The organism is Microbacterium sp. Leaf320 (assembly GCF_001423485.1).
In the GTDB taxonomy this organism is placed as follows: Bacteria; Actinomycetota; Actinomycetes; order Actinomycetales; family Microbacteriaceae; genus Microbacterium.
This window is the reverse complement of sequence record NZ_LMOD01000001.1, coordinates 909,011-934,461: the sequence shown is the minus strand read 5'-3', so window position 1 is coordinate 934,461 and position 25,451 is coordinate 909,011. Positions and strand designations below refer to the sequence as shown.

The following is a 25,451-nucleotide window of genomic DNA, read 5'->3' as shown; positions in this document are numbered from 1 at the left end:
TCGCACTCATGTCCCTCGCGCTCCACAGCACCTTCAGCGGCGTGCTCGCCAGCATCCCGAGTCCCTCGGTCTCCTACATCGACCTCGGCCCGCTCCGGATCCATTTCTACGCGCTCTGCATCATCGCCGGCATCATCGCCGCCGTGCTGCTGACCAACCACCGCCTCACCAAGCGCGGAGCAGAGCCGTGGGTCGTGATCGACATCTCGATCCTCGCCGTTCCGATCGCCATCATCGGCGCCCGCATCTTCCATGTGCTCACGCACCCGAACTTCTACTTCGGCGAGGGCAAGAACACCTGGAACCCGTTCGAGCCGGGCTCCGTCTGGGCGATCTGGGAGGGTGGCATCGCCATCTTCGGCGCCCTCATCGGCGGCGCCATCGGCGCCTACCTGGGCTGCCGCTGGACAGGCATCCGCTTCTGGACCTTCGCCGACGCACTCGCACCCGGCCTCCTGCTCGCGCAGGCCATGGGTCGGTTCGGCAACTGGTTCAACAACGAGCTCTACGGGCTCCCGACCGACCTGCCGTGGGGTCTCGAGATCCCCTCCGACAATTCGGCGTTCCCCCCTGGACTTCCCGAGGGCACGCTCTTCCACCCGACCTTCCTCTACGAAGTGATCTGGAACGTCCTCGGTGTCGTCGTGCTCCTGTGGCTCAGCCGCAAGGCAACCGCATTCCAGTGGGGAAAGCTCTTCGCGATCTACCTCATCTGGTACAGCGCCGGACGCGTCGTCTGGGAGTCGATCCGCATCGATCCGAGCGAGATCATCCTGGGGCTCCGCAGCAACGTCTGGGCTGCGATCATCGGCATCGTGGTGGGTCTCGCGATCCTCGTGGTGCAGTCCCGTCGTCACCCCGGACTCGAGCCTTCGCCGTACCAGCCCGGTCGCGGCCGGAAGGACCTGGACGCTGATGTAGAATCGCAGGACAATACCTCCGATTTCGTGGACGTGAGTGAGCCTCCGTCCGAAGAAGTCGCCGCAGGAGCCAGCGCCACAAGCACCGCTCCCACGGACACGGAAGGCGCTCGATAGCCGACCGGTCCGTGCGGACCCCATCGCATCCACCCGGCCAATGACGTCCCCGGGTCATCTGAAGATCTGAGGACGGTACTGGTGTATTTTCAGCCTCCCTACGGCGCCTCCGGCGCTTACCCGCCGAAGCAGGGCATGTACAACCCGGCGTTCGAGAAGGACGCCTGCGGCCTGGCCATGGTCGCGACCCTGCGTGGCGAAGCCGGCCACGACATCATCGCGCTGGCGCTCGAAGCGCTGCGCAACCTCGAGCACCGGGGTGCGATCGGATCCGACGCCGGCACCGGAGACGGTGCGGGCATCCTGACGCAGATGCCCGACGCGTTCCTGCGAGCGGTCACCGATTTCGAACTGCCCCCGGTCGGCGAGTATGCCGCGGGTCTGGCATTTCTCCCGCGTGACTCCAGCGAACGCCGCCAGCAGAAGGCCGGCATCGAGAAGATCGCCCGCGCCGAGGGGCTGCGCGTCCTCGGATGGCGCGAAGTGCCCACGGTCAACGACAACCTCGGAAAGCTCGCCGACGAGGCGCGCCCCGCCTTCGAGCAGCTCTTCGTGAGCGCTGGGGGAGCGACGCACTCCGAGGCCCCCCTCACGGGGATCGCGCTCGACCGCGTCGCCTACCGTCTGCGCAAGCGCGCCGGACACGAGCTCGGTGCCTACTTCGTGTCGCTGTCCGCTCGCACCCTCGGGTACAAGGGCATGGTCACGACGCTGCAGCTCGAGCCGTTCTACCCCGATCTGCAGGACGAGCGCTTCATGTCCGAGCTCGCCGTCGTGCACTCGCGCTATTCGACCAACACGTTCCCCTCGTGGCCGCTCGCGCAGCCGCTGCGCATGCTCGCCCACAACGGCGAGATCAACACGGTCGGCGGAAACCGCAACTGGATGCGTGCCCGTCAGTCTCAGCTCGAATCCGAGCTGCTCGGCGACGTCGCGCCTCTGCTGCCGATCTGCACGGACGGAGCCAGCGACTCGGCGTCCTTCGACGAGGTGCTCGAACTGCTGACCCTCACAGGACGCAGCCTGCCGCACGCCATCATGATGATGGTCCCAGAGGCTTACGAGAAGCAGTCCGACATCTCGCCGGAGCTGCGCTCGTTCTACGAGTACCACTCGAACCAGATGGAGCCGTGGGACGGCCCCGCAGCCCTCATCTTCACCGACGGCACGGTCGTCGGCGCGACTCTCGACCGCAACGGTCTGCGTCCGGGGCGCTGGACTGAGACCACCGACGGACTGATCGTGATCGGATCCGAGACCGGCGTGCTCACGTTCGAGCCCGAGCGCATCAAGCGCCGCGGGCGTCTGCAGCCCGGCAAGATGTTCCTCGTCGACACGTCGCAGAAGCGCATCATCGAGGACGAGGAGATCAAGCACGATCTCGCGACCATGCACCCCTGGCAGGAGTGGCTGGATGCCGGATCCGTGCGTCTCGCCGACCTCCCCGAGCGCGAGCACATCGTGCACCCGCCCGCATCGATCACCCGTCGTCAGCGCACCTTCGGCTACACCGAGGAAGAGGTGCGGATCCTCCTGACTCCGATGGGGCAGACCGGAGTAGAGCCGCTGGGCGCCATGGGATCGGACACCCCTATCGCGGTCCTGAGCAAGCGCCCGCGCCTGCTCTTCGACTACTTCACCCAGCAGTTCGCGCAGGTCACCAACCCGCCGCTGGATTCGATCCGCGAAGAGGTCGTCACCAGTCTGAAGCTCGGCCTCGGCCCCGAGAGCAACCTGCTCAGCTGGGGACCGGACCACACCCGCACAGTGTCGCTCGATTTCCCGGTGATCGACAACGACGAGCTGGCGAAGATCCGTCATATCGACAAGGCGATGCCGGATCGCTCGAGCGTGACGATCAGGGGCCTCTATCACTTCGACGCCGGGTCCAACACGCTCGAGAAGCGTCTGACTGAGATGTGCGACGAGGTCGACGAGGCCATCGAGCAGGGCGCCGAGTTCATCATCCTCTCCGACCGCGACTCGAACAAGGATCTGACCCCGATCCCCTCGCTGCTCATGGTTTCGGCAGTGCATCACCACCTGATTCGTCGTGAGAACCGCATGAAGGTCGGTCTGATCGTCGAGGCCGGTGACGTCCGCGAGGTCCACCACGTCGCGACCCTGATCGGCTACGGCGCCTCGGCGGTGAACCCGTACCTCGCGATGGAGACGGTGGAGCACCTCGTGCGCACCGGCTACATCACGGGCATCAGCCCCGAGAAGGCCGTCCGCAACCTGATCTACGCACTCGGCAAGGGCGTGCTGAAGATCATGTCGAAGATGGGCATCTCCACGGTGTCCTCTTACGCCGGTGCTCAGGTGTTCGAGGCCGTCGGTCTGAGCGAGGAGTTCATCGACCGCTACTTCACGCGCACAGAGTCGAAGCTCGGTGGTATCGGCATCCAAGAGATCTTCATCGAGAACCAGGCGCGTCATGACTACGCCTATCCCGAAGACGAGGCGGCTCGTGCTCACGAGCGTCTCTGGACCGGCGGCGAGTACCAGTGGCGTCGTGACGGCTCGCCGCACCTCTTCAACCCCGAGACGGTGTTCAAGCTGCAGCACGCCACACGCGAGCGCCGCTTCGACATCTTCCGCGAGTACACGAAGCTCGTCGACGACCAGGCTGCCGAGCTCAAGACGCTGCGAGGACTGTTCACGCTGCGTACCGGGACCCGTAAGCCGGTGCCGCTCGACGAGGTCGAGCCCGTGTCCGCGATCGTCAAGCGCTTCTCCACCGGAGCCATGAGCTACGGCTCGATCTCCAAGGAGGCGCACGAGACCCTCGCGATCGCCATGAACCGCCTCGGCGGCAAGTCGAACACCGGCGAGGGCGGCGAAGACACAGACCGTCTGCTCGACCCCGAACGTCGCAGCGCGATCAAGCAGGTCGCCTCAGGACGCTTCGGTGTCACGAGCCTGTACCTCACCGAAGCCGACGACATCCAGATCAAGCTCGCCCAGGGCGCCAAGCCCGGCGAGGGCGGTCAGCTGCCTCCGCAGAAGGTCTATCCCTGGGTCGCCCGCACTCGCGGCGGAACGCCGGGCGTCGGCCTCATCTCGCCGCCGCCGCATCACGACATCTACTCGATCGAAGACCTCAAGCAGCTCATCTTCGATCTGAAGCGGGCGAACCCCGAGGCGCGGATCCACACGAAGCTCGTCAGCCAGTCGGGCATCGGAGCCGTCTCCGCCGGTGTCGCCAAGGCGCTCAGCGACGTGATCCTCGTGTCGGGTCACGACGGTGGCACGGGGGCGAGTCCGATGAACTCCCTCAAGCACGCCGGAACACCGTGGGAGCTCGGCCTCGCTGAGACGCAGCAGACGCTCATGCTCAACGGCATGCGCGACCGCGTGGTCGTTCAGGTCGACGGCCAGCTGAAGACCGGCCGTGACGTGATCATCGGCGCACTGCTCGGCGCGGAGGAGTTCGGTTTCGCGACCGCACCCCTCGTCGTCAGCGGCTGCATCATGATGCGCGTCTGCCACCTCGACACCTGCCCCGTGGGCGTCGCCACTCAGAACCCGGTTCTGCGAGAGCGTTTCACGGGAAAGCCGGAGTTCGTGGTGAACTTCATGGAGTTCATCGCCGAAGAGGTGCGCGAGCTGCTCGCAGAGCTCGGTTTCCGCTCGATCGACGAGATCGTCGGACGCGCAGAGCTCATCGAGGCGAACGCCGCACTGGCGCACTGGAAGGCCGAGGGTCTCGACCTGAGCCCGGTGCTCGAGGGACCGGCGTTCCCCGCGAGCGAGCCGCGTCGTAACCGCCGCGCTCAGGACCACGAGCTCGAGAAGCACTTCGACGTGCAGCTGATCGACATCGCGAAGTCCGCTCTTCTCAACGGCGAACCCGTGGTCGTCGAACTGCCGATCGCCAACACCGAGCGTGCGGTCGGAACGATGCTGGGCCACCAGGTCACCTCGCGTCACGGCGCGGCAGGGCTCCCCAGCGGCACGATCGACGTCACCCTGCACGGCACCGCCGGTCAGTCGCTCGGCGCGTTCCTGCCCTCGGGCATCGTGCTGCGCCTCGAGGGCGATGCCAACGACTACGTCGGCAAGGGGCTCTCCGGCGGTGACATCACGATCCGTCCCGCGCGGGGCTCCGCCATCGAGCCGCACGAGAACGTGATCGCCGGCAACGTGATCGGATACGGCGCGACAGCGGGAACGATGTTCCTGTCCGGTGTCGTCGGTGAGCGGTTCCTCGTGAGGAACTCGGGGGCGACCGCGGTCGTCGAGGGCGTGGGAGATCACGCGCTCGAGTACATGACGGGCGGCGTCGCGGTGATCCTCGGCTCGACGGGTCGCAACCTCGGAGCCGGCATGTCCGGGGGAGTGGCCTACATTCACTCGCTCGACACCGGCAAGGTGAACGCGCAGTCGCTCGGCAGCGGCGAGCTCCGGCTCGAGCCGCTCGACCGTGCCGATCTCGAGGTGCTGCGCAGCCTGATCGTCGCACACGTGGAGAAGACGGCATCGCCGCTCGGATCCGACATCCTGGCGCGGTTCGATGAGACCGCCGGCCAGTTCACGAAGGTGCTTCCGCGGGACTACGCCGCAGTGCGCAGCATGCGCGAGGAAGCAGTCGCCGAGGGCATCGACCCCGACGGCGACATCGTCTGGAACCGCATCCTGGAGGTGACCGGTGGCTGACCCCAAAGGCTTTCTGAAGACCACGGAGCGTGAGCTCCCCAAGCGTCGCCCCGTGCCGGTGCGCATCATGGACTGGAAAGAGGTCTACGAGGCGGGCGATCAGGCGGTGCTCAAGCGCCAGGCCGGTCGCTGCATGGACTGCGGTGTGCCGTTCTGCCACCAGGGCTGCCCGCTCGGCAATCTGATCCCCGAGTGGAACGACCTGACCTGGCGCGGCGAGGGACGCGCGGCGATCGATCGTCTGCACGCCACGAACAACTTCCCGGAGTTCACCGGCCGTCTGTGCCCCGCGCCGTGCGAGAGCTCGTGCGTGCTCGGCATCAACCAGCCCGCGGTCACGATCAAGCAGATCGAGGTCTCGATCATCGACGAGGCCTTCGCCAAGGGATGGGTCGAGCCGCAGCCGCCCGCTCGGCTGACCGGCAAGACGGTCGCCGTCGTCGGCTCCGGGCCCGCAGGTCTCGCAGCCGCTCAGCAACTGACCCGTGCGGGCCACACGGTCGCGGTCTTCGAGCGCGACGACCGCATCGGCGGGCTGCTGCGCTACGGGATCCCGGACTTCAAGATGGAGAAGGGGCAGCTCGAATCGCGCCTTCGCCAGATGCAGGAGGAAGGCACACGCTTCCGGGCGGGTGTCGAGATCGGCAAGGACATCTCCTGGGCCGACGTGCGGGCGCGCTACGACGCGATCGTGATCGCCACCGGATCGACCGTCCCGCGGGATCTGTCCATCCCCGGACGCGACCTCGACGGCGTGCACTTCGCGATGGAGTACCTCGTCGAGTCCAACCACGCAGTGGCCGGCGACAAGGTTCCCGAGCAGATCACGGCCGAGGGCAAGCACGTCATCGTCATCGGCGGCGGTGACACCGGAGCCGACTGCATCGGCACCGCACACCGGCAGGGTGCACTGAGCGTCACCAACCTCGCGATCGGCAAGCAGCCGGGAACCGAGCGTCCGGGACACCAGCCCTGGCCGATGATGCCGACGCTCTTCGAAGTCGCGTCGGCCCATGAAGAGGGCGGTGAGCGCGTCTTCCTCGCATCCACCGTCGAGTTCCTCTCGAACGACGTCGGCGAGGTCCGTGCTCTGCGCGTCGCCGAGACCGAGTACATCGACGGCCGCCGCGTGCCCAAGAGCGGCACCGAGCGCGAGATCGCCGCTGACCTCGTGCTCATCGCGATGGGCTTCACCGGCCCCGAGCAGGACGGCTACACCGAGGACACGCTTCCGCAGCTGACCGATCGCGGCGCCTTCCGTCGCGACGACAGCTACGAGTCCACTGTTCCCGGCGTCTTCGTGGCCGGTGACGCGGGCCGCGGGCAGTCGCTCATCGTCTGGGCGATCGCCGAAGGCCGTGCGGCCGCCGCGAACGTCGACCGATTCCTCATGGGAACCACCGTGCTGCCCGAGCCGGTGCGTCCGCATGAAGTCGCTATCGGCCTTCAGCCCGCGTAGGCTGAGCCGCGGCACCGTCGCCTGATTTCCATCCCCCACTACCCTGGAGCAATCTTTGAGACGCGCGAAAATCGTCGCCACCCTGGGCCCCGCCACATCCACGTATGAGACCGTACGTGCACTCATCGACGCCGGCGTGGACGTCGCCCGTCTGAACCTCAGCCACGGTGACTACTCCGTGCATGAGAACAACTACGCCAACGTGCGCCGGGCAGCCGACGACGCAGGCCGCGCTGTCGCCATCCTCGTCGACCTGCAGGGACCGAAGATCCGCCTCGGCAAGTTCGAGGCAGGCCCCTACGAGCTCGCCAAGGGCGACATCTTCAAGATCACGACCGAAGACATCATCGGCAACAAGGACATCTGCGGCACGACCTTCAAGGGCCTGCCCCAGGACGTCAAGCCGGGCGACTTCCTGCTGATCGACGACGGCAAGGTCCGCGTCGAGGTCGTCGAGACCGACGGCGTCACCGTCACCACGCGCGTCATCGTCGCCGGAGCCGTGTCCAACAACAAGGGCATCAACCTTCCCGGTGTCGCCGTCAACGTCCCCGCACTGAGCGAGAAGGACGAGGACGACCTCCGCTGGGGCCTGCGCATCGGCGCCGACCTCATCGCCCTGTCGTTCGTGCGCAACGCGGAAGACGTCAGCCGCGTGCACGAGATCATGGCCGAAGAGGGCGTCAAGGTCCCCGTCATCGCCAAGGTCGAGAAGCCGCAGGCGGTCGACGCACTCGAGGAGATCGTCGACGCGTTCGACGCGATCATGGTCGCCCGAGGCGACCTCGGTGTCGAGCTCCCGCTCGAGGCCGTGCCGATCGTGCAGAAGCGCGCCGTCGAGCTGGCACGTCGCATGGCGAAGCCGGTCATCGTGGCGACGCAGATGCTCGAGTCGATGATCAACAGCCCCGTCCCCACGCGCGCCGAGACCTCGGACGTCGCGAACGCGGTGCTCGACGGCGCCGATGCCGTGATGCTCTCGGGCGAGACCAGCGTGGGCGACTATCCTGTCGTCGTCGTCGAGACCATGGCCCGCATCATCGAGTCGACCGAGGAGCACGGCCTGGAGCGCATCGCGCCTCTGACCACCAAGCCCCGCACGCAGGGTGGTGCGATCACTCTCGCAGCCCTCGAGGTCGCCGAGTTCGTGGAGGCGAAGTACCTCTGCGTCTTCACCCAGTCGGGCGATTCGGCTCGTCGTCTGTCGCGGCTGCGCTCGCGCATCCCGATGATCGCGTTCACTCCCGAGCCGAACATCCGTCGCCGCATGGCGCTGACGTGGGGCATCCAGTCGAACCTCGTCGACATGGTCCAGCACACCGACCTGATGTACCTGCAGGTCGACGACTACCTGCTCTCGAGCGGTCTCGCCGTCGAGGGAGACAAGGTCGTCGTCATCTCCGGTTCCCCTCCCGGAATCGTGGGTTCGACCAATGACATCCGCGTGCACAAGGTCGGAGACGCCGTGAACGGCGCGGCTCCGATCTACAAGGAAGCCACGGTCTGACCGGATATCGCAGCGAAGGGGCGGAACGATTGTTCCGCCCCTTCGTCGTACCTCGGGGCGGCGCCGCGCCGACCATCGCCTCCGGCGTATCGTCGAGCGGGACGCACCTGCGTCGGCGAGAGTGACAGGGGGTGGATCATCTTTCTCGTGAAGAGGGCGGGCTGGTGGATCGCCGACTACGCGTATGCCGTCTACTGGCAGTTCAGAGCGGCGTTCGATCGACAGGATGCGCATGCCTTCGCGAGCGGTGATGCTGCACCGCTTCTCATCCTTCCCGGGGTCTACGAGACCTGGAGGTTCATGCAGCCGCTGATCACCGCGCTGCATGATCGCGGTCATCCGATTCACGTCCTCGACGCGCTCGAACGCAACCAGCGGCCGGTGCACGACGCCGCGCAGGTCGTGGAGGAGTTCCTCGAGGCGAACCGGATGACCGATGTGATCCTGGTCGCGCACAGCAAGGGCGGCCTCGCAGGGAAGCTGGCGATGGCGGGTTCCTCAGGGGACCGTATCCGGGCGATGCTCGCGGTCGCGACGCCGTTCGGCGGATCCCGCTACGCCCGACTCCTCCCGGTGCGCTCGCTGTGGGCATTCTCTCCCTCTGGCCCGTCGATCGTCGAGCTCGCGAAGCTCCTCGAGGTGAACGAGAGGATCGTCTCGGTGTACGCCGCATTCGACCCGCACATCCCCGAGGGGAGCGAGCTGGTCGGTGCGCGCAAGAACGTGCGCATCGAGACCGGAGGGCACTTCCGGATCCTCGCAGACCCGCGTGTCCTGGCCGAAGTCGCCGTCCTCTCCGAGGGCTGATCCGCACGAGGCGCCGTCGCTCGGTGGAGCCCGGCGGATGCAGGAATCTGTCCAGCGCATCATTTCGGCGTGCGGCAGGTGCAGGATCGTCGAGCAGACGGCTACTCTGGTCGAGGTGCTGCCGTGGCCGACACGTCTTCGCCCGACCTATGGATGACGTGACTTTCGAACCCGACACGCGCGAGCGCCCTGACAGCGCTCGGCTCGCCCTGGGCACGCCCGGAATCGATCTGTCGAGCACATCCGCCGGTTCGGAGGTGGAAACGCTGCCACCGATGAAGCCGGGGAGCATCGGCGTCCGCTACCGGCTCTCACGCCGCTTCCGATCGTGCGATGCGTTCGCGTGCGTGCCGACCTACGTCGCGCAGACGCGCGGGTGCGACACAGTCCTCGGCGCAGACGGTGAGCGGATCCACGGCGGGCGCGCATACAGACCGTTGCTGGTCGACGGCACCACGGTCGAGGCCACGAACGAGAACCTCGGCACGCTCATCCACAGCCTCGTGCCGCTCGAAGTCATTCAGGCAGACAGCCCCGCAGCCGCGGAGCGCGCATTGCTCCGCGCGATGCGTCCTTCTCTGGATCGGTACCTGCTGATCGACGGAGAGATCTGGATCCGGATCGAGTCCGCACCGGGGGAGTGACCGCTGCGGCATACCTCGCGGCGTGAGCGTTCGGCGCCGAGTACGGTTCGATCATGCTGTGAGTGCCGGCGGTGGGACTCGAACCCACACGCCCTTTCGGACAAAGCATTTTGAGTGCTCCGCGTCTGCCATTCCGCCACGCCGGCTCGTGTGTCGCGCCTTCGACTTTAGCGCAGGGAATCGACACAGACCCGCACGCGCCGCACCATCGAGGACCCTGAGAGGCCGTCTCCACTAGGATGGATCTGTGACCGAGCAAGAACAGGCAGTCGAGCAGCCCACGTCATCCGCACCCCGACGCGTCGTCGTCGCCGAGGACGAGTCGCTGATCCGTCTCGACATCGTCGAGATCCTCCGCGACAACGGCTTCGATGTCGTCGGTGAGGCAGGCGACGGCGAGACCGCCGTCGCACTCGCGACCGAGCTGCGCCCCGACCTCGTGATCATGGACGTCAAGATGCCGCAGCTCGACGGGATCAGCGCCGCCGAGAAGCTGCACAAGGGCAACATCGCCCCGGTCGTTCTCCTCACGGCATTCAGCCAGAAGGAACTCGTGGAGCGCGCGAGCGAGGCCGGAGCCCTGGCCTACGTCGTCAAGCCCTTCACCCCGAACGACCTGCTGCCGGCTATCGAGATCGCTCTGGCTCGTCACGAGCAGATCATCACGCTCGAGGCCGAGGTCGCCGACATGGTCGAGCGCTTCGAGACCCGCAAGCTCGTCGATCGGGCCAAGGGCCTGTTGAACGAGAAGATGGGCCTTTCGGAGCCCGAGGCGTTCCGCTGGATCCAGAAGGCGTCGATGGACCGCCGCCTCACGATGCAGGACGTCGCGAAGGCGATCATCGAGCAGCTCGCACCGAAGAAGTAGTCCGTGCTTCCGCTCGACGCGGAGCACATCCTGCGTCCGGTGGAGGTCGGCGACGGCGCCGCGCTCGCGAGGGCGTACTCCAGGAATCGTGAGCATCTCGCACCCTGGGAACCGGTCAGAGAACCGGAGTTCTTCACGCCGCACTGGCAGGAGTTCCATGCCGAGCAGTGCGTGATCGAAGCCTCCGCCGGTCGGAACATCCGCTTCGTGGTCGAGTCGTCCGACGGCGAGATCCGCGGGCGGATCAACCTCAACAACGTCGTGCGCGGTGCGTTCTGGAACGCCGATCTGGGCTACTGGATCGACCGGACGCGACTTCGTCGCGGTCTCGCCTCCCGCGGCGTGCACCACGTCGCGGCCTACGCACGCGACGAGGTGCGGCTGCACCGCCTACAGGCGGCGACCCTGCTGCACAACACCGGGTCGCAGCGTGTTCTCGCGGACGCCGGCTTCGAGCGCATCGGCATCGCGCCGCAGTATCTGCGAATCGCGGGGGAGTGGCAGGATCACCTCCTGTTCCAGCTGCTGCTGGATGAGCCGCTCAGCGCGCCTGTTTGAGAGTCTGGGTGGGGTCGATGGGCGGACCCGACCCACGCGGGTGGACGTCACCCACCATGGGCAGATGAATATCGGTGGCCATCACCAGTTCTCCACAGATTGAACATGACGGCCATTCCCCAGTCCCGCGCGCCTATAAGTTCAGGGTCATGACAAAATTCACCCCAGACTGTTCGTCGCGCCTCGTTGGGCCTTCGGGGTCCTGGCCAGTCCTCCCTCTCCGAAGGGTTAGCCAGAGATGAGCGAGCATGCTTCGGATGTATGCCTGTCAGCCGTGATCATGGCCCACCCGCGCCGCCTGCATCAGGCCGAGCGGTTACGCGGACGATTCCCTGACCTGGGCTTCCGGGTCGTTCTCGATCCAGATCCCGACGGCCCTCCGACGACGTGGCGCACCGCCCGTCGCGCGTGGCAGGCCGTCGCGTCCGGCGCGACGCACCACCTGGTCATACAGGATGACGTCGATCTCTCCGACGACTTTCACTTTCGAGTGGTCGAGGCGATCGCTGCTCATCCTGACCGACCACTCACGCTGTTCGCCGAGTGGGGATCTCGCACTGCCAGTGCGATCCGGGTCGCCGCGGCGCTCGGCCATTCCTGGGCTCCGGCCGTCGATGACTACCTCCCTTGCGCAGCGCTGATCCTTCCCGCGGAGCTTGCGCGTGGATTCGATGACTTCGCCGTGATGAACAGCACGGTCGAGGATCCCGATGACGTCGTGCTCTTCGACTATCTTCGTGCGCTTGGCAGCGACGCCATCGCACCGGTCGACGGCCCCGTCGAGCACGACGGTGGGGACAGCCTGGTCGGCAATTCGACCATGGGCGTTCGCAAGGCGGTCCGATATGTCGCCTCTCGCCACGCTGCGACTCACGAATCCGTCCTCACAGGACTGACCGCCGTGCCGCACTACGACTGGTGGGAACAGCAAGCCGTGATGTTCATCCAAGACGCGTCGAGTCCCGACGGATGGGCGCGAGTGCGTTCGGGCCCGGCCTTCGAACATCTCGGCATCGGTACATCGGAGGTTGACGACGCACTCGAAGGGGCGCTCCGTGATGTTCCCGACCGCGATGCGCTCGACGATCGGGTCAGTGCGATCATCGTGCGCGAGGTCTGGAAGACCGCGTATCTGCTCGGAGCGGTCATCGCCGACCACGGTGCAGGTCTCGAGGATGACGATCGTTTCCTCGGAGCGCTCTCGACGCTAGCGCCAGGCGCATTGCGTCGCATCGTTCCGGCGCATCTGCTGACCACGATCGCTGAGCTGCTCCGTCCGGTGGTCATCCTCGGGGCCGGCGCCGGCATCCGCTCTCGCTCGGTCAAGCGCGAGAACGGAGAGACTCGATGACCACGCTGAACCACTTAGGATCGTCGCGTTCCTCCGCGCACGAAATCGACTCGCAGTACCTCGACACTGCTCGCAACGCAGGACGATCGGAACGTCTTGCGCCGCTCCGATCCGCAGGGCTCCGACCGAGCAGTGCGCCTACCACGACCTGGGTCGGCGACCTGCAGCAAGGCGACGGAGGCAAGGGAGCCATGACTGACCGCCTTGCGACTCGCTGCGCTCTACATCGACGGCGAGACAAGCCGACGCGAGTTCCACGTCCATGTGTCTGCGGTTGCGACCGCCGACGCGAGCCGCGACCTCGCACGCATCTATCACTTGATGCCGGACATGTTCGGTGAGGGCACTCCGCAACGAGTCGCCGACGACGAACACGTGGTCCTGGTCCTGCATGGCCTCTGCGAGATCGCCGGCCACGGAACCGACGCCGAAGCAAGTCACATCATCGTCGACGAGCACGGTGCGACGGTAGGAACTTTCCGGCTCGATGATCTGGATCGCGAGGGATGGGACTCGATGGACGCCGCGGTTGATGTCGTGCTCGGGCACATTGCGGGCAACAATGCCGCCGAGTACTGGTCTCACGAATCGTCTTGTTGGACGAACGATGCGCCCAGCAAGAGGATGCCCTTCGCTTTTCATGAGACCGGGACGCTCTGGATGGGCGACTCCGAACTCGATTCCGTCACCGATGCCTACGGGCGTGTACACGCGACGCTGAACCTGTTCGTTCTCGGTGGCGCGACGTTTCCGACGCGGGGTTCGTGGAATCCGTTTCGCACTATGGTCGCCTTGGCGATTCGTCTCGCAGATCACCTCTCGCACCGCAGCGTCGAGGACCACGCATGAGCGTCCACGCATCCCCTCGCGGTTCTCAGCACGCTCTCGTCGTCAAAATGTGGGTGCTGACGGGGATAGTGGCCATCGCGGACTTCATTTTCGGGGCGACGTTCGTCAGCTTCATGCAGGCACAGGGCCTGAGCGCGAGCGTCGTAGGCGCGCTGCTCTCGATCACCGCCATCACATCCATCTTCTTCGAGGCACCCAGTGGAGCCTGGGGCGACAGGTTCGGCCACAAACGTCTCGTAGTCCTAGGCCTCGTGCTCTGGGGGACCGGGCTTATCGTGTTCGCCTGTTCGAATAGTGCATGGATCTTCGCGTTCGCGATCACGTTGTGGGGTGCCGGTCTAGCGTCCTACAGCGGTGCTGCGACCTCGCTGCTCATCAACACACTCAACTCGGACGGACTGGGGCATCACGGTTCGAGCGCCGTGCGCGGCGCCGAGGTGGTCCGCTGGTCTGCCGCCGCGGCCGGCGCAGTGATCGTCGGCCTCACGGCATGGGCCATGTCCACCGCTCTCTCGATCATCGTCGCCGGCGCACTCCTCATCTTGGCCGCGCTTTGGGTGGCGATCGGATGGCCCGAGTCGCCCCGACATGAGCAGATGTCCATGCGGCGCAATCTGGTCGCCGGAACGCGTTTCCTCGCCGGCCCCCGGGGCCGTCCGCTTGTGGTGTTCAGCATTCTCGCGAGTGTCGACCTTGCTATCGTCATCCTCACTTGGCAGCCCATCGTGTTGGAGATCGTGGAGATCCCGGATGAGATGCTGGGCTTCAGCCTTCTCTGCCTGACTGTGGCCACGGCTCTGGGTGCAGCGGCGACGCGATGGCTGAACCGCGTCCCGCGTGAGTGGACCCTCGCGGGCACGCTCACCCTGCTGAATCTGTCCCTCGTCCTGGTGGGCTCCGGCTCTGCCGGGGCGATCATCGGCCTGCTCGGCGCCGAGTTCTTCTTGGGTGTCGCGCTGACTACGCTCTCGATCTGGGGCCAGCAGATCTTCCCTGACACGATCAGGGCGACCGCGACATCACTCGTCGGCACCGTCTGCGGCCTGACGATCGCCGTCACGCACGCGGGGATGGGCGCACTCTGGGATGGCGTCGGGCTTCAGCCTGCGGTCGCCGTCGTCGCGTGGAGCCTCGCGGCGCTCGTCGTCTTCGTCGCTGTGATCACTTGGTCCATCCGGCGATTCAGGCCCGCGAAGTCGACGTTCACACCTGGGGAGAGAACCCGATGACCGCAGCATTCGACTTCAATACGGCGATGCTCCTCTTGGCGTCTGCAACGATCATGGTGACGTTCCTCCGGAACGGGGCCTATTGGTACCGGATGTGGCGGCAACCCGCACGTATTCACGATGAAAGAGCCGCGGTCCGCCGCGGAGAGGGCGATCGAGGATCCCTCATCATTCACTATGTGATTCCCGCGTTCCAGGAGGTCGAAGCGATTCCGCTCACCCTCGCTTCCTTGAAGCGGGCGATCGAAGAATCCGAGTATCGCACGACCGTGACAATCGTGACGTCTGTGCATGACGAGCCGCAGTTCGAGGGCGAGCGGACGACCAGAATCGTTGCCGAGGAGCTGTGCGCGGATCTGCCCAATGCTCGGGTGATCGTCGACCATACACCTGCGCCCAGCATGGCGGCAGCGTTCAACACCGGCATGCGAACGATCGCGGAGCAGTCGTCCGGCTCGGCCACGAGGAGTTTCGTCGCCGTCTACAACGCCGACTCCAGCGCCAACATCGACTCCACCCAGGCGCTAGGCGACACGATACTTGCCTGGGACTACCCTCCGGTCCTACAGGTGAACCACTCCTCACTGCGCAACCTTGATTCGATGACTGGTGTCGGTGGCTGGTATTCCCAGGGTGCGGCGTATTACCAGACACGCTGGGCTCTGGGATTCGAATTCGATTTGCATCGACGGAACAGCTCGCCGACACGAAAAGGACCGCTTGGTCACTCATATCATCTGAAGGGACATGGCCTCGTGATGAGGCTCGACACTGCGATGGCGATGGGAGGACTCAGCACCGACACACCGTGTGAGGATCTTGAGCTCGGCTTCCGACTCTCCCTGAAGGACGTTCCAGTGGTGAGCGTCCCCGTTCTGGAGGACACCGAGTCACCATTGACCCCGGCAGCGGTGATTGCGCAGAAGGGATACTGGTTTTCGGGCATGTTGGATGTCGTCAATTTCCACAGCCTCCAGCCCGAGCAGAAGCACGTTCAGCCCTGGCGATTCGAATTGCAACGCGCCGCGTCGATCTACAGGAGCGCGGCTTGTTTCCTGTTGGCTCCCGTCCCTTACTGGCTCCTTGTCGCGATTGCAGGCATACTCGGGCAACCGCTCCTCGCATTGCCGCCGGTGCTGAACGCCTTCATGAGCGTGTGGCTTATCCGCAGAGCGCTACGCAAGTTCGGGTCTGACCATCGCCGGCTTCGCTCGTGGGAGATCGTCAGCGTGCCGATGAGCGTGCTCCTTTGGTCTATGACGCGCAACGTGGGCCCAATTGCCTACCTATGCTCGATCGCGCGTCATCCAGGACGTGTCGAGCGCCTGCGTGCGGTGCATCTCCAGCACATCGAGGAGTCATCCGTCCGGACGGGAGGACCGAATATCAGCGCGCCCGGAGGGGCATAGCTCGCCGCCTTCACCCCCGCTCAGATCGCAGGCTCCCGATGAGCGGGGTCTATGCGGCTTGGGCGGAGCGGAGAGTCACGATCACAGGCGGAGTCGGGAGCTCGGCGAGATCCGACAGTGGGTCGAGTCGAGTCACTCGCCGAACGCTCCGTCATCACCTGCGCCGAGTGAACCCGGTAGCACTCACTCGCCTAGGGAGCGTCCTTGATCATGTTGGTGATCCGGATCGTCGAGCACCGGCGACCCTGATCGTCGGAGACGACGATCTCGTGCACCGTGATGCTGCGTCCCAGATGCACGGGCGTGCAGACCCCCGTCACGACGCCGGACGTGGCGGAGCGCGTGTGAGTGGCGTTGATGTCCACCCCGACCGCGAGCCGGCCTGGGCCCGCGTGCAGGTTCGCGGCCATCGAGCCGAGCGACTCGCCGAGAACCACGTAGGCACCGCCGTGCATGAGGCCCACGGGCTGCGTGTTGCCCTCGACAGGGAGTGTCGCGACACAGCGCTCGGTGGTGAACTCGAGGAACTCCATGCCCATCTTCTGGGCTAGCGCGCCCATCCCGCGGGCGGTCGCCCAGTCGAGTCCTGCACTCGTCGCGGTCTCGGTCATGGATCCTCCTCAGCGGGTGTCTGTCGTCCTCGTTAGGCTGACAGGGTGACGGACTCCGCAAAGCCTACCCTCATGGTCGTCGACGGCCATTCGCTCGCCTATCGTGCCTTCTTCGCTCTTCCGGTGGAGAACTTCACCACGAAGGACAACCAGCACACGAACGCCATCTACGGCTTCCTGTCGATGCTGGTGAACCTCATCAAGGCCGAGCAGCCGACCCACATGGCGATCGCATTCGACACCTCGCGCCATTCCTTCCGCACCGATCAGTACCCCGAGTACAAGGCGACCCGGTCGGAGTCGCCCCAGGAGTTCCGCGGCCAGATCCCCCTGCTGCAGGATTGTCTCGCCGCGATGTCGATCCCCGTGCTCACGAAAGAGGGCTTCGAGGCCGACGACATCCTCGCCACCCTGTCGACCCAGGGTGCTGAGCAGGGATACGACGTCCTCGTCGTCTCCGGAGACCGAGACACGATCCAGCTCGTCACCGACGATGTGACGCTGCTCTACCCCTCGGTGCAGGGAGTCTCGCAGCTCAAGCGCTACGACCCGGTGACCGTGCAGGAGCGCTACGGAGTGCGCCCCGAGCAGTACCCCGACATCGCCGCTCTTGTCGGCGAGACCAGCGACAATCTGCCCGGTGTGCCGAAGGTGGGCGAGAAGACCGCCGTCAAGTGGCTCACGCAGTTCGGCTCGCTCGACGATCTGCTCGAACGAGCCGAGGAGATCAAGGGCGTGGTGGGCGGAAACCTCCGCGACCACATCGAGGATGTGCGGCGCAACCGTCGACTCAACCGACTGCTGACGGATGTCGAGCTGCCCGTCGCTCCCGACGACCTGGCGGTGGCGCCTATCGACGCTCAGGCGGTCCGCGACATCTTCGCCCGTCTCGAGTTCCGCACGCTCCTGCCGCGCGTCTTCGAGGCCGTCGGAGCTGGCGAGGTCGCCGACGATCCGGCCGCCGCAGTCGTACTGCCGGTGCCCGCTCAGGTAACTCCTGTCGAGTTCGTCACGTGGGCGGACGCCCAGACAGGCGATGTCGCGGTGCGGATCCTTGTGCAGGGAGGAGTTCCCACGCGAGTGGGCGCCGCGACCGAGAAGGAACTCCGCGAACTCGACTGGACAGATGACGCCGTCGAGGTGCTGCGCCCGTGGTTCGAGTCGACGAGCCCGAAGGTGCTCCACGACGCCAAGCCCCAGGTCAAGGCGCTGCTGCGACAGGGGGTCCGCGTGCACGGGCTCGCGTACGACACCAGCCTCGCCGGCTGGCTGCTGCGTCCGAGCTTCCCCGACAAGACGCTCGGCGACCTCGTCGAGAGGTACCTCGGCGAGAAGCTCCCCGAGGCGGATCCGTCTCAGCTGGTCCCCGAGACCGAAGGCGCCACTCCCTCGCAGGAGGCCTGGTTCGCCCTGCGCGTCGCCACTGCGCTGCGCGAGGACATTCCCGAGTCGGTGGCCGCCGTCCTCACCGACATCGAGCTTCCCACCCTGCTGGCTCTCGCCGACATGGAGGTGGCCGGCGTCGCCGTGTCGCACGAAGTGCTCTCCACGTTCTCGGGCGAACTCGCCACGCGCGCCGAGGGGCTCGCGCAGGAGGCGTTCGGAATCGTCGGCCGCGAATTCAATCTCGGCTCGCCGAAGCAGCTGCAGGAGGTGCTCTTCGACGACCTGCAGCTTCCGAAGACCCGCAAGACGAAGACGGGGTACTCGACGGATGCCGCGGTGCTGGCCGATCTGCAGGAGTCGCATCCGCATCCGTTCCTCGGACTCCTGCTCCAGCACCGCGAGGCCACGAAGCTGCGGCAGATCATCGAGTCGCTCGACACGGCGATCGGGGCCGACGACCGAGTGCACACCACCTACGTGCAGACGGGCAGCCAGACCGGCCGGCTCTCGAGCACCGATCCGAACCTCCAGAACATCCCTGTGCGCACGGAGGAATCGCGCCGCATCCGCAGTGCGTTCCAGGTCGGGGAAGGCTACGAGTCGCTGCTCACCGCGGACTACTCGCAGATCGAGATGCGCATCATGGCGCACCTCTCCGGAGACGAGGGACTGATCGAGGCGTTCAACAGCGGCGAGGATCTGCACCGGTTCGTCGGCGCGCGCGTGTTCGGTGTCGAGCCCGGCGATGTGACCGCGGCCATGCGCACCAAGGTCAAGGCGATGTCGTACGGACTCGTCTACGGCCTCTCGGCATTCGGCCTGTCGAAGCAGCTCCGCATCGAGCAGTCCGAGGCGAAGCAGCTGATGGTCGAGTACTTCGCCCGGTTCGGTGCGGTGCGCGACTATCTTCGTGCGTCGGTGATGAAGGCCAAGGAGGTCGGTTACACCGAGACGATCTTCGGACGCCGCCGTCCGTTCCCCGACCTCGCGAGCCCGAACCGCGTGCTGCGGGAGAACGCCGAGCGAGCAGCGCTCAACGCACCGATTCAGGGAAGCGCCGCGGACATCATGAAGATCGCCCTCCTGCACATCCACGAGGATCTGCGCACCGAGGGCCTCAGCTCGCGAGCCCTTCTGCAGATCCACGACGAGCTCGTGGTCGAGGTGGCTCCGGGGGAGTGGGATGCGACCGAGCGGATCGTCCGCGCACGCATGGGCGATGCGGCCGATCTCACGGTGCCACTCGACGTGCAGGTAGGACGAGGACACGACTGGAACGAGGCCGCGCACTGACCCTCGGCGACGCGCACCAGACCGATATCCTGCGTCGAGGGTGCGGGGCTACGCTGGAGGGATGACCTCATCACCCCGCACCCCGTCTGCCATCGACAAAGTCGCCGATGAGTGGGTCGACACCATCGCGGTGCTCGCCCCGACGCTCGGCACCTACATCGGTCGGGACGAGGTCAACGACCGGTTCGGCGACCTGAGCCCCGCCGGTCACGAAGAGATCGCGTCAGCCACCCGTGCGACGCTCGCGAAACTCGCCGTGCTCGAACCGGTCGACGCGATCGACGAGGTGACCAAGACCGACCTCTCGGCTGAACTCAGCCTCGATCTCGAGCTGCATGACGCGAAGTGGCACCTGCGAGACCTCAATGTGATCGCCTCGGCGGCGCAGGACGTCCGCTCGGCGTTCGACCTGATGCCCACCGCGACCGCAGATGACTGGTCGGTCATCGCCACGCGTCTCGCTGCGGTGCCCGATGCGCTCCGCGGCTACACCGAGACGCTGCGAGCCGGTATCGCCTCCGGCGTCACGCCGGCGCGCCGTCAGGTCGTCGAGGTCGCCACTCAGATCGATCGCTACACGGCCGACGACGGATTCTTCGCGGCCTTCGTCGCGGACGCCGCCCCACAGGAGGGCAACCTCCCGGCATCCCTCGCCCGCACCCTGGCCGATAACTCGGCGGCGGCACGCGTGGCCTACGACGAACTGCGGAGCTTCCTCGCGGAAGAGCTGGCTCCTGCCGCTACCGAGGTCGACGCCGTGGGCCGCGAGCTCTACGCCCTGAACTCGCGCCGCTTCCTCGGCGCGACGATCGATCTCGACGAGACCTATGAGTGGGGCCGCGAGGAACTCGCGCGCATGGTCGCCGAACAGACCGCGATCGCGAACGAGATCCTTCCCGGGTCCACGGTCGAGGAGGCCGTCGCCCACCTCGAGGCGGATCCTGCCCGCAAGCTCGTGGGCACAGAGGCGCTGCAGCGCTGGATGCAGGAGACGAGCGACCGAGCGGTCGCCGAGCTCGGCGCCACGCACTTCGACATCCCCGAGGCCATCCGGACACTCGAGTGCATGATCGCCCCGACTCAGGAGGGTGGCATCTACTACACGGGGCCGACGGACGACTTCTCGCGCCCCGGCCGCATGTGGTGGTCCGTTCCGGAGGGCGTCACCGAGTTCGACACGTGGCGCGAGCTCACGACCGTCTACCACGAGGGTGTCCCGGGACACCATCTGCAGATCGCTCAGGCGGTCTACAACCGTGCCGAACTCAACTCCTGGCGCCGGCTCCTCGCCGGCACCTCGGGTCATGCCGAGGGCTGGGCCCTGTACGCCGAGCGTCTGATGCAGCAGCTGGGCTATCTCGACGATCCGGCGGATCGACTCGGCATGCTCGACGGGCAGCGGATGCGCGCGGCACGCGTCGTGCTCGACATCGGTGTGCACCTCGGCAAGCCGCGTCTCGATGGCGAAGGCACCTGGGACGCCGATTACGCGCTCGACTTCATGCGCAAGAACGTGAACATGTCCGACCAGTTCGTGCAGTTCGAGGTCAACCGCTACCTGGGCTGGCCAGGGCAGGCGCCGTCGTACAAAGTCGGACAGCGCATCTGGGAGCAGGTGCGCGACGCCTATCAGGCGGAGCGCGGCGCGGACTTCGACGTGAAGGAGTTCCACAAGCGGGCTCTCGACATGGGCGGTGTCGGCCTCGACACGCTTCGCACAGCTCTTCTCGCACGGTGAGGGAATGTGCCCAGCCCAACCGGTGTTCATTCAGTTGAATAGAAAGGGCTGACATGAGCATCGAGTTCGGGCTGGACACCTTCGGCGATATCACGAGGGGCGCGGACGGCGAGCTCCTCACAGGAGCACAGACGATCCGCAACATCGTCGAGCAGGCGGAGATGGCCGACAGCGTCGGCGTCGACTTCTTCGGAGTGGGGGAGCACCACCGCACCGAGTTCGCCGTCTCGGCTCCCGAGATGGTTCTGGCCACCATCGCCGGCCGCACGAAGGACATCCGTCTCGGCACCGCGGTGACCGTGCTGTCGTCGGACGATCCGGTGCGCGTTTTCGAGCGCTTCTCGACCCTCGATGCCCTCTCGAACGGACGGGCCGAGGTGGTTCTCGGGCGTGGATCGTTCATCGAGTCGTTCCCCCTGTTCGGCTACGACCTCCGTGACTACGATGCTCTGTTCGAGCAGAAGCTCGAGCTGTTCGTCGAGCTGCTCAAGGAGGAGCCGGTTACGTGGTCGGGAACGATGCGCGCCTCGCTCGAGAATGCGAACGTGTTCCCGAAGAGCGAGAACGGTCTGCGCACCTGGGTCGGCGTCGGCGGCAGCCCGGAGTCTGTCGTGCGCGTCGCCAGGCACGGGCTCGGTCTGATGCTCGCGATCATCGGGGGGCCCGCGGGTCGGTTCCGGCAGTTCGTCGACCTCTACCATCGGTCCGTCGCGTCGTTCGGCACGACCTCTCACCCGATCGCCGTGCACTCGCCGGGGCACATCGCCGACACGGACGACGAGGCATGGGAAGCCGCGTACTCCGGCTTCGAGGCGATGAACAACACCATCGGACGCGAGCGCGGGTGGCCTCCCTACAGCCGAGCACGGTTCCAGAACGACATCGGGCCGGCCGGCGCGCTGTACGTCGGCTCGCCTGATCGCGTTGCCGCGAAGATCGCCGACACGGTCACGACCCTGAGCCTCGGCCGTTTCGACATGAAGTACGCCACGGGAACCCTGTCGCACGAGTCGATGATGCGCAGCATCGAGCTCTACGGCTCCGAGGTCATCCCGCGCGTGCGCAGGTTGCTCGCCGACCGTGACTGACTGACCCACGGGCTCGGCGGCCCGGTGCGCGCCCCTACGATGTAGGCATGGCCAACACCGCGCTGCCGAGCCGGGCATCGATCGCCGGGCGCCTCGACGACCTTCCGTTCACGCGTCGCCATCTGCGACTACTCACCGGATCCGGTGTCGGCTGGGCGCTCGACGCGATGGATGTCGGCCTCATCTCGTTCATCCTCGCCGCTCTCACCCAGCAGTGGGGACTCACGAAGACGGATGCCGGATGGATCGCATCCGTGGGGTTCATCGGCATGGCGCTCGGTGCGACCCTCGGCGGCCTGCTCGCCGACCGGTTGGGGCGACGCCAGGTCTTCGCGCTCACGCTCCTGATCTACGGGATCGCCACGGGCGCGAGTGCGCTCGTCGGCGGACTGGCCGCTCTCCTCGTGCTGCGATTCCTCGTCGGTCTCGGACTCGGCGCGGAGCTCCCCGTGGCCTCGACATACGTGAGCGAGTTCGCTCCGGCGCGGATCCGCGGTCGACTCATCGTGATCCTCGAGGCGTTCTGGGCCCTGGGGTGGACAGCCGCGGCGCTCATCGGCTTCTTCGTGATCCCCGCATCCGACGACGGATGGCGCTGGGCCTTCGCGCTCGGCGCGATCCCCGCCGTCTATGCGCTGGTCGTTCGCTGGGGTCTGCCGGAGTCGCCGCGGTGGCTCGCATCCCGCGGGCGCATCGCCGAGGCCGACCGCATCGTCTCGACGTTCGAGGCGGATGCCGGCGTCGAACCGGGACCTGCCATCAGGCGAGAGCCGGTCTCGCGTGCGATCGCGATCACGACCAGGGCACGCCTCACGACGCTCTGGAATGCGGAGTTCCGGATCCGCACACTGTGCCTGTGGATCGTCTGGCTCTGCGTGAACTTCGCGTACTACGGCGCGTTCATCTGGATTCCCAGCATCCTCGTCGACGCGGGATTCGATCTCGTCCGTTCGTTCGGATTCACGCTCATCATCACGCTCGCGCAACTGCCCGGCTACGCCGTGGCCGCCTGGCTGATCGAGGTGTGGGGACGCCGCACGACCCTCTCGGTGTTCCTCGTCGGATCCGCCGTCTCGGCTGTCTTCTTCGGCACATCGACCACCGAAGCCGCGATCATCGGCTCGGGCATGGCGCTCTCGTTCTTCAATCTCGGCGCGTGGGGCGCACTGTATGCCGTGACCCCTGAGATCTACCCGACGTCGCTCCGCGGCACGGGGGCGGGCTGGGCGGCGGGTGTGGGTCGTATCGCATCGATCGTCGCTCCTCTCGCCGTCCCCGTCATCCTCGTCGCCGGAGGGGCGCCCGTGCTCTTCGTGGTGTTCGGTGCCTGTTTCGTGGCCGCGGCCGCCGCCGCGTGGGGCCTGGTCGACCGCGGGGGAGTCGCGCTCGACGACCGCTGATGAGGCCGGCTGTCGGAGGACGGGAATAGGCTGTCCAGGTGACAGACGTGCGCTACGTGGCCATCGGCGATTCCTTCACCGAGGGAGTGGGTGATGTGCTGCCGGACGGACGAGAGCGCGGCTGGGCCGACCTGGTCGCCCAGGGGTGGGCGGATGCGGCAGGACACTCGATCAGCTACGCGAACCTCGCGATCCGCGGGAAGCTCGCCTGGCCCATCGTCGAGCAGCAGCTCGAACCAGCGCTGGCGCTGCGGCCCACCCACCTCTCCTTCAACGGCGGCGGCAACGACATGCTGCGTCCGCGGACAGATCTCGAGCACATCGCCGACGCGTTCAGCCGAGTGCTCCGGCGGTGCGATGAAGAGGGCGTGACTCTGATCCTGCTGTCGGGTGCGAATCCGAGCGGCCAGCTGCCGATGGGGTCACTCGTGCAGCGCCGCGGCGACCAGCTCTCCGATGCCGTGCTGCGCAGGGTCGAGGGGCGCGACGATGTGGTGCGGGCGCTCAACTGGCCGGATCGGGAGCTCGCCGGCTCGAAGTACTGGTCGGAAGACCGCCTCCACATGAACGCGGCCGGCCATCATCGAGTCGCCGCTCGCGTTCTGCACGGCCTGGGGTTCGAGCCGCCGTCGACCTGGTGGTCGCCGACGTCGCTCACCGCTGGCGGACCCGCGGGTCTCGCCTACTACCGGGAGTTCGTCGGCCCCTGGGTCAGGCGGCGCGTCACGCGCACGTCGTCCGGTGACGGCCGAGCCGCGAAATACCCGGAATGGGTCGAGAGAGCACCCCAAGCGTGACCGACATCGAGATGCGCCGCATCAGCGGTGGGCCGGTGACGCTGCACGACGCGCGTCGCAAGGTCGAGCGCACTGTGGATGTCGAGGATTTCGAGATCGGCGTGTTCCCGATCACCGAGGAGCAGTTCGCCGAGGTGCTGCCGATCCCTTCGAGACATCCCCGTCGACCGGCCGCAGATCTGAGCTGGCTTCGCGCGGTGCATTTCTGCAACGCGGCATCCGAATGGGAAGGGCTCGATCCAGTATATCGCTTTGACGGCGAAGACGTCTCGTGGGATGTCACGGGTGATGGCTATCGGCTTCCCACCGAGTCGGAATGGGAGTACGCCTGCCGGGCCGGTTCGAGCGGGCCACACTATGCCCCACTGGCAGACGCGGCCTGGACGAGCGCAGACGGGGTCTCGACACCACAGGACGTGGGCGGCAAGCTGCCCAACCTCCACGGGCTGTTCGACACTCTCGGCAACGTGTGGGAGTGGTGCTGGGATCTGCTCGATCCCGCCCGTTACGACGACTACCGCGTGTTCCGCGGAGGAGGTTTCGCAGACGACTCATGGAGCGTCCGTGCGTCCGTGCGACGCGGGGGAGCCCCGCGAATGCATCACGAGGACGTCGGACTCCGCGTGGCCCGCGGCGCCTTCGACACGCCCGGTGAAGCACAGGGCTGGTCGGAGCGCGCGGATCGTGAACGGGCCGCATATGACGGCCCGGTGCCACTGGGCTGGACGCCGTTGCGACGCCCTGGGCGCTGAACTGCTCGT

Annotated in this window: 19 protein-coding genes and 1 tRNA gene; 18 read left to right on the top strand and 2 right to left on the bottom strand. The window is 66.4% G+C overall.

All coding sequences use genetic code 11. The annotated features are described in order from the left end of the window. Positions 1 to 8: 8 nt before the first annotated feature. The 6 genes from lgt to ASF63_RS04430 all read left to right on the top strand — a co-directional run bounded on the left by lgt (position 9) and on the right by ASF63_RS04430 (position 10,113). Positions 9 to 1,037 (top strand): prolipoprotein diacylglyceryl transferase, encoded by a 1,029-nt coding sequence (lgt, locus tag ASF63_RS04455; protein WP_056509935.1) that lies wholly within the window; start codon positions 9 to 11, stop codon positions 1,035 to 1,037. A 135-nt stretch (positions 1,038 to 1,172) separates the two neighbouring features. Continuing rightward, positions 1,173 to 5,696: a glutamate synthase large subunit gene (gene gltB / locus ASF63_RS04450; RefSeq protein WP_157534235.1), complete on the top strand. Its 4,524-nt coding sequence runs from the start codon at positions 1,173 to 1,175 to the stop codon at positions 5,694 to 5,696. Then, positions 5,689 to 7,155: a glutamate synthase subunit beta gene (locus ASF63_RS04445; RefSeq protein WP_056509931.1), complete on the top strand. Its 1,467-nt coding sequence runs from the start codon at positions 5,689 to 5,691 to the stop codon at positions 7,153 to 7,155. The genes gltB and ASF63_RS04445 overlap by 8 nt, the downstream gene beginning before the upstream one ends. Before the next feature lie 55 nt (positions 7,156 to 7,210). Beyond that, the gene (gene pyk / locus ASF63_RS04440; protein WP_056509930.1) at positions 7,211 to 8,662 is read left to right on the top strand and encodes a pyruvate kinase; all 1,452 of its coding nucleotides are present in this window, start codon (positions 7,211 to 7,213) and stop codon (positions 8,660 to 8,662) included. 147 nt (positions 8,663 to 8,809) lie between these two features. After that, on the top strand, positions 8,810 to 9,469 hold the full coding sequence (locus ASF63_RS04435; protein ID WP_235560685.1) for an esterase/lipase family protein: 660 nt from the start codon (positions 8,810 to 8,812) through the stop codon (positions 9,467 to 9,469). A gap of 158 nt (positions 9,470 to 9,627) precedes the next feature. Further along, positions 9,628 to 10,113 carry a hypothetical protein gene (locus ASF63_RS04430; RefSeq protein WP_157534221.1) on the top strand — a complete coding sequence of 162 codons (486 nt, stop codon included), beginning with the start codon at positions 9,628 to 9,630 and terminating at the stop codon, positions 10,111 to 10,113. 63 nt (positions 10,114 to 10,176) lie between these two features. On the opposite strand, the gene ASF63_RS04425 is transcribed toward ASF63_RS04430, so the two are convergent. After that, a tRNA-Leu gene (locus tag ASF63_RS04425) sits at positions 10,177 to 10,259 on the bottom strand. Positions 10,260 to 10,360: 101 nt separating this feature from the next. On the opposite strand from ASF63_RS04425, the gene ASF63_RS04420 reads away from it, so the two are divergent. The 6 genes from ASF63_RS04420 (at position 10,361) to ASF63_RS04395 (ending at position 16,377) form a co-directional block, all read left to right on the top strand. Further along, a complete protein-coding gene (locus tag ASF63_RS04420) occupies positions 10,361 to 10,981 on the top strand; it encodes an ANTAR domain-containing response regulator (protein ID WP_045280282.1) in 621 nt (206 codons plus the stop codon). Between the two features lie 3 nt (positions 10,982 to 10,984). Continuing rightward, the gene (locus ASF63_RS04415) at positions 10,985 to 11,539 is read left to right on the top strand and encodes a GNAT family N-acetyltransferase (protein WP_056509923.1); all 555 of its coding nucleotides are present in this window, start codon (positions 10,985 to 10,987) and stop codon (positions 11,537 to 11,539) included. A 238-nt stretch (positions 11,540 to 11,777) separates the two neighbouring features. Then, entirely contained in the window at positions 11,778 to 12,890 is a 1,113-nt protein-coding gene (locus ASF63_RS04410; RefSeq protein WP_157534220.1) for a hypothetical protein, read from the top strand. 375 nt (positions 12,891 to 13,265) lie between these two features. After that, complete coding sequence (locus tag ASF63_RS04405; protein ID WP_162238870.1) at positions 13,266 to 13,739, top strand: GMC oxidoreductase; 474 nt, start codon at positions 13,266 to 13,268, stop codon at positions 13,737 to 13,739. Further along, positions 13,736 to 14,968 (top strand): MFS transporter, encoded by a 1,233-nt coding sequence (locus ASF63_RS04400; protein WP_082477816.1) that lies wholly within the window; start codon positions 13,736 to 13,738, stop codon positions 14,966 to 14,968. The genes ASF63_RS04405 and ASF63_RS04400 overlap by 4 nt, the downstream gene beginning before the upstream one ends. Beyond that, on the top strand, positions 14,965 to 16,377 hold the full coding sequence (locus ASF63_RS04395) for a glycosyltransferase (RefSeq protein ID WP_056509915.1): 1,413 nt from the start codon (positions 14,965 to 14,967) through the stop codon (positions 16,375 to 16,377). Before ASF63_RS04400 ends, ASF63_RS04395 begins: the two co-directional genes overlap by 4 nt. A gap of 191 nt (positions 16,378 to 16,568) precedes the next feature. Here ASF63_RS04395 and ASF63_RS04390 read toward each other — a convergent pair whose 3' ends face one another. After that, entirely contained in the window at positions 16,569 to 16,988 is a 420-nt protein-coding gene (locus tag ASF63_RS04390; RefSeq protein ID WP_056509913.1) for a hotdog fold thioesterase, read from the bottom strand. A 45-nt stretch (positions 16,989 to 17,033) separates the two neighbouring features. On the opposite strand from ASF63_RS04390, the gene polA reads away from it, so the two are divergent. From polA to ASF63_RS04360, 6 genes are all read left to right on the top strand, one after another. Further along, entirely contained in the window at positions 17,034 to 19,667 is a 2,634-nt protein-coding gene (polA, locus tag ASF63_RS04385) for a DNA polymerase I (protein ID WP_056509911.1), read from the top strand. A gap of 61 nt (positions 19,668 to 19,728) precedes the next feature. After that, positions 19,729 to 21,405 (top strand): DUF885 domain-containing protein, encoded by a 1,677-nt coding sequence (locus tag ASF63_RS04380; RefSeq protein WP_056509909.1) that lies wholly within the window; start codon positions 19,729 to 19,731, stop codon positions 21,403 to 21,405. A 53-nt stretch (positions 21,406 to 21,458) separates the two neighbouring features. After that, positions 21,459 to 22,493, top strand: coding sequence for an LLM class flavin-dependent oxidoreductase (locus ASF63_RS04375; protein ID WP_056509907.1), 1,035 nt, complete (start codon positions 21,459 to 21,461; stop codon positions 22,491 to 22,493). Between the two features lie 47 nt (positions 22,494 to 22,540). Further along, the gene (locus ASF63_RS04370; protein ID WP_056509905.1) at positions 22,541 to 23,893 is read left to right on the top strand and encodes an MFS transporter; all 1,353 of its coding nucleotides are present in this window, start codon (positions 22,541 to 22,543) and stop codon (positions 23,891 to 23,893) included. Between the two features lie 47 nt (positions 23,894 to 23,940). Then, complete coding sequence (locus tag ASF63_RS04365) at positions 23,941 to 24,690, top strand: SGNH/GDSL hydrolase family protein (RefSeq protein WP_056510254.1); 750 nt, start codon at positions 23,941 to 23,943, stop codon at positions 24,688 to 24,690. An 11-nt stretch (positions 24,691 to 24,701) separates the two neighbouring features. Further along, a complete protein-coding gene (locus tag ASF63_RS04360; protein WP_056510252.1) occupies positions 24,702 to 25,442 on the top strand; it encodes a formylglycine-generating enzyme family protein in 741 nt (246 codons plus the stop codon). Positions 25,443 to 25,451 lie beyond the last annotated feature (9 nt).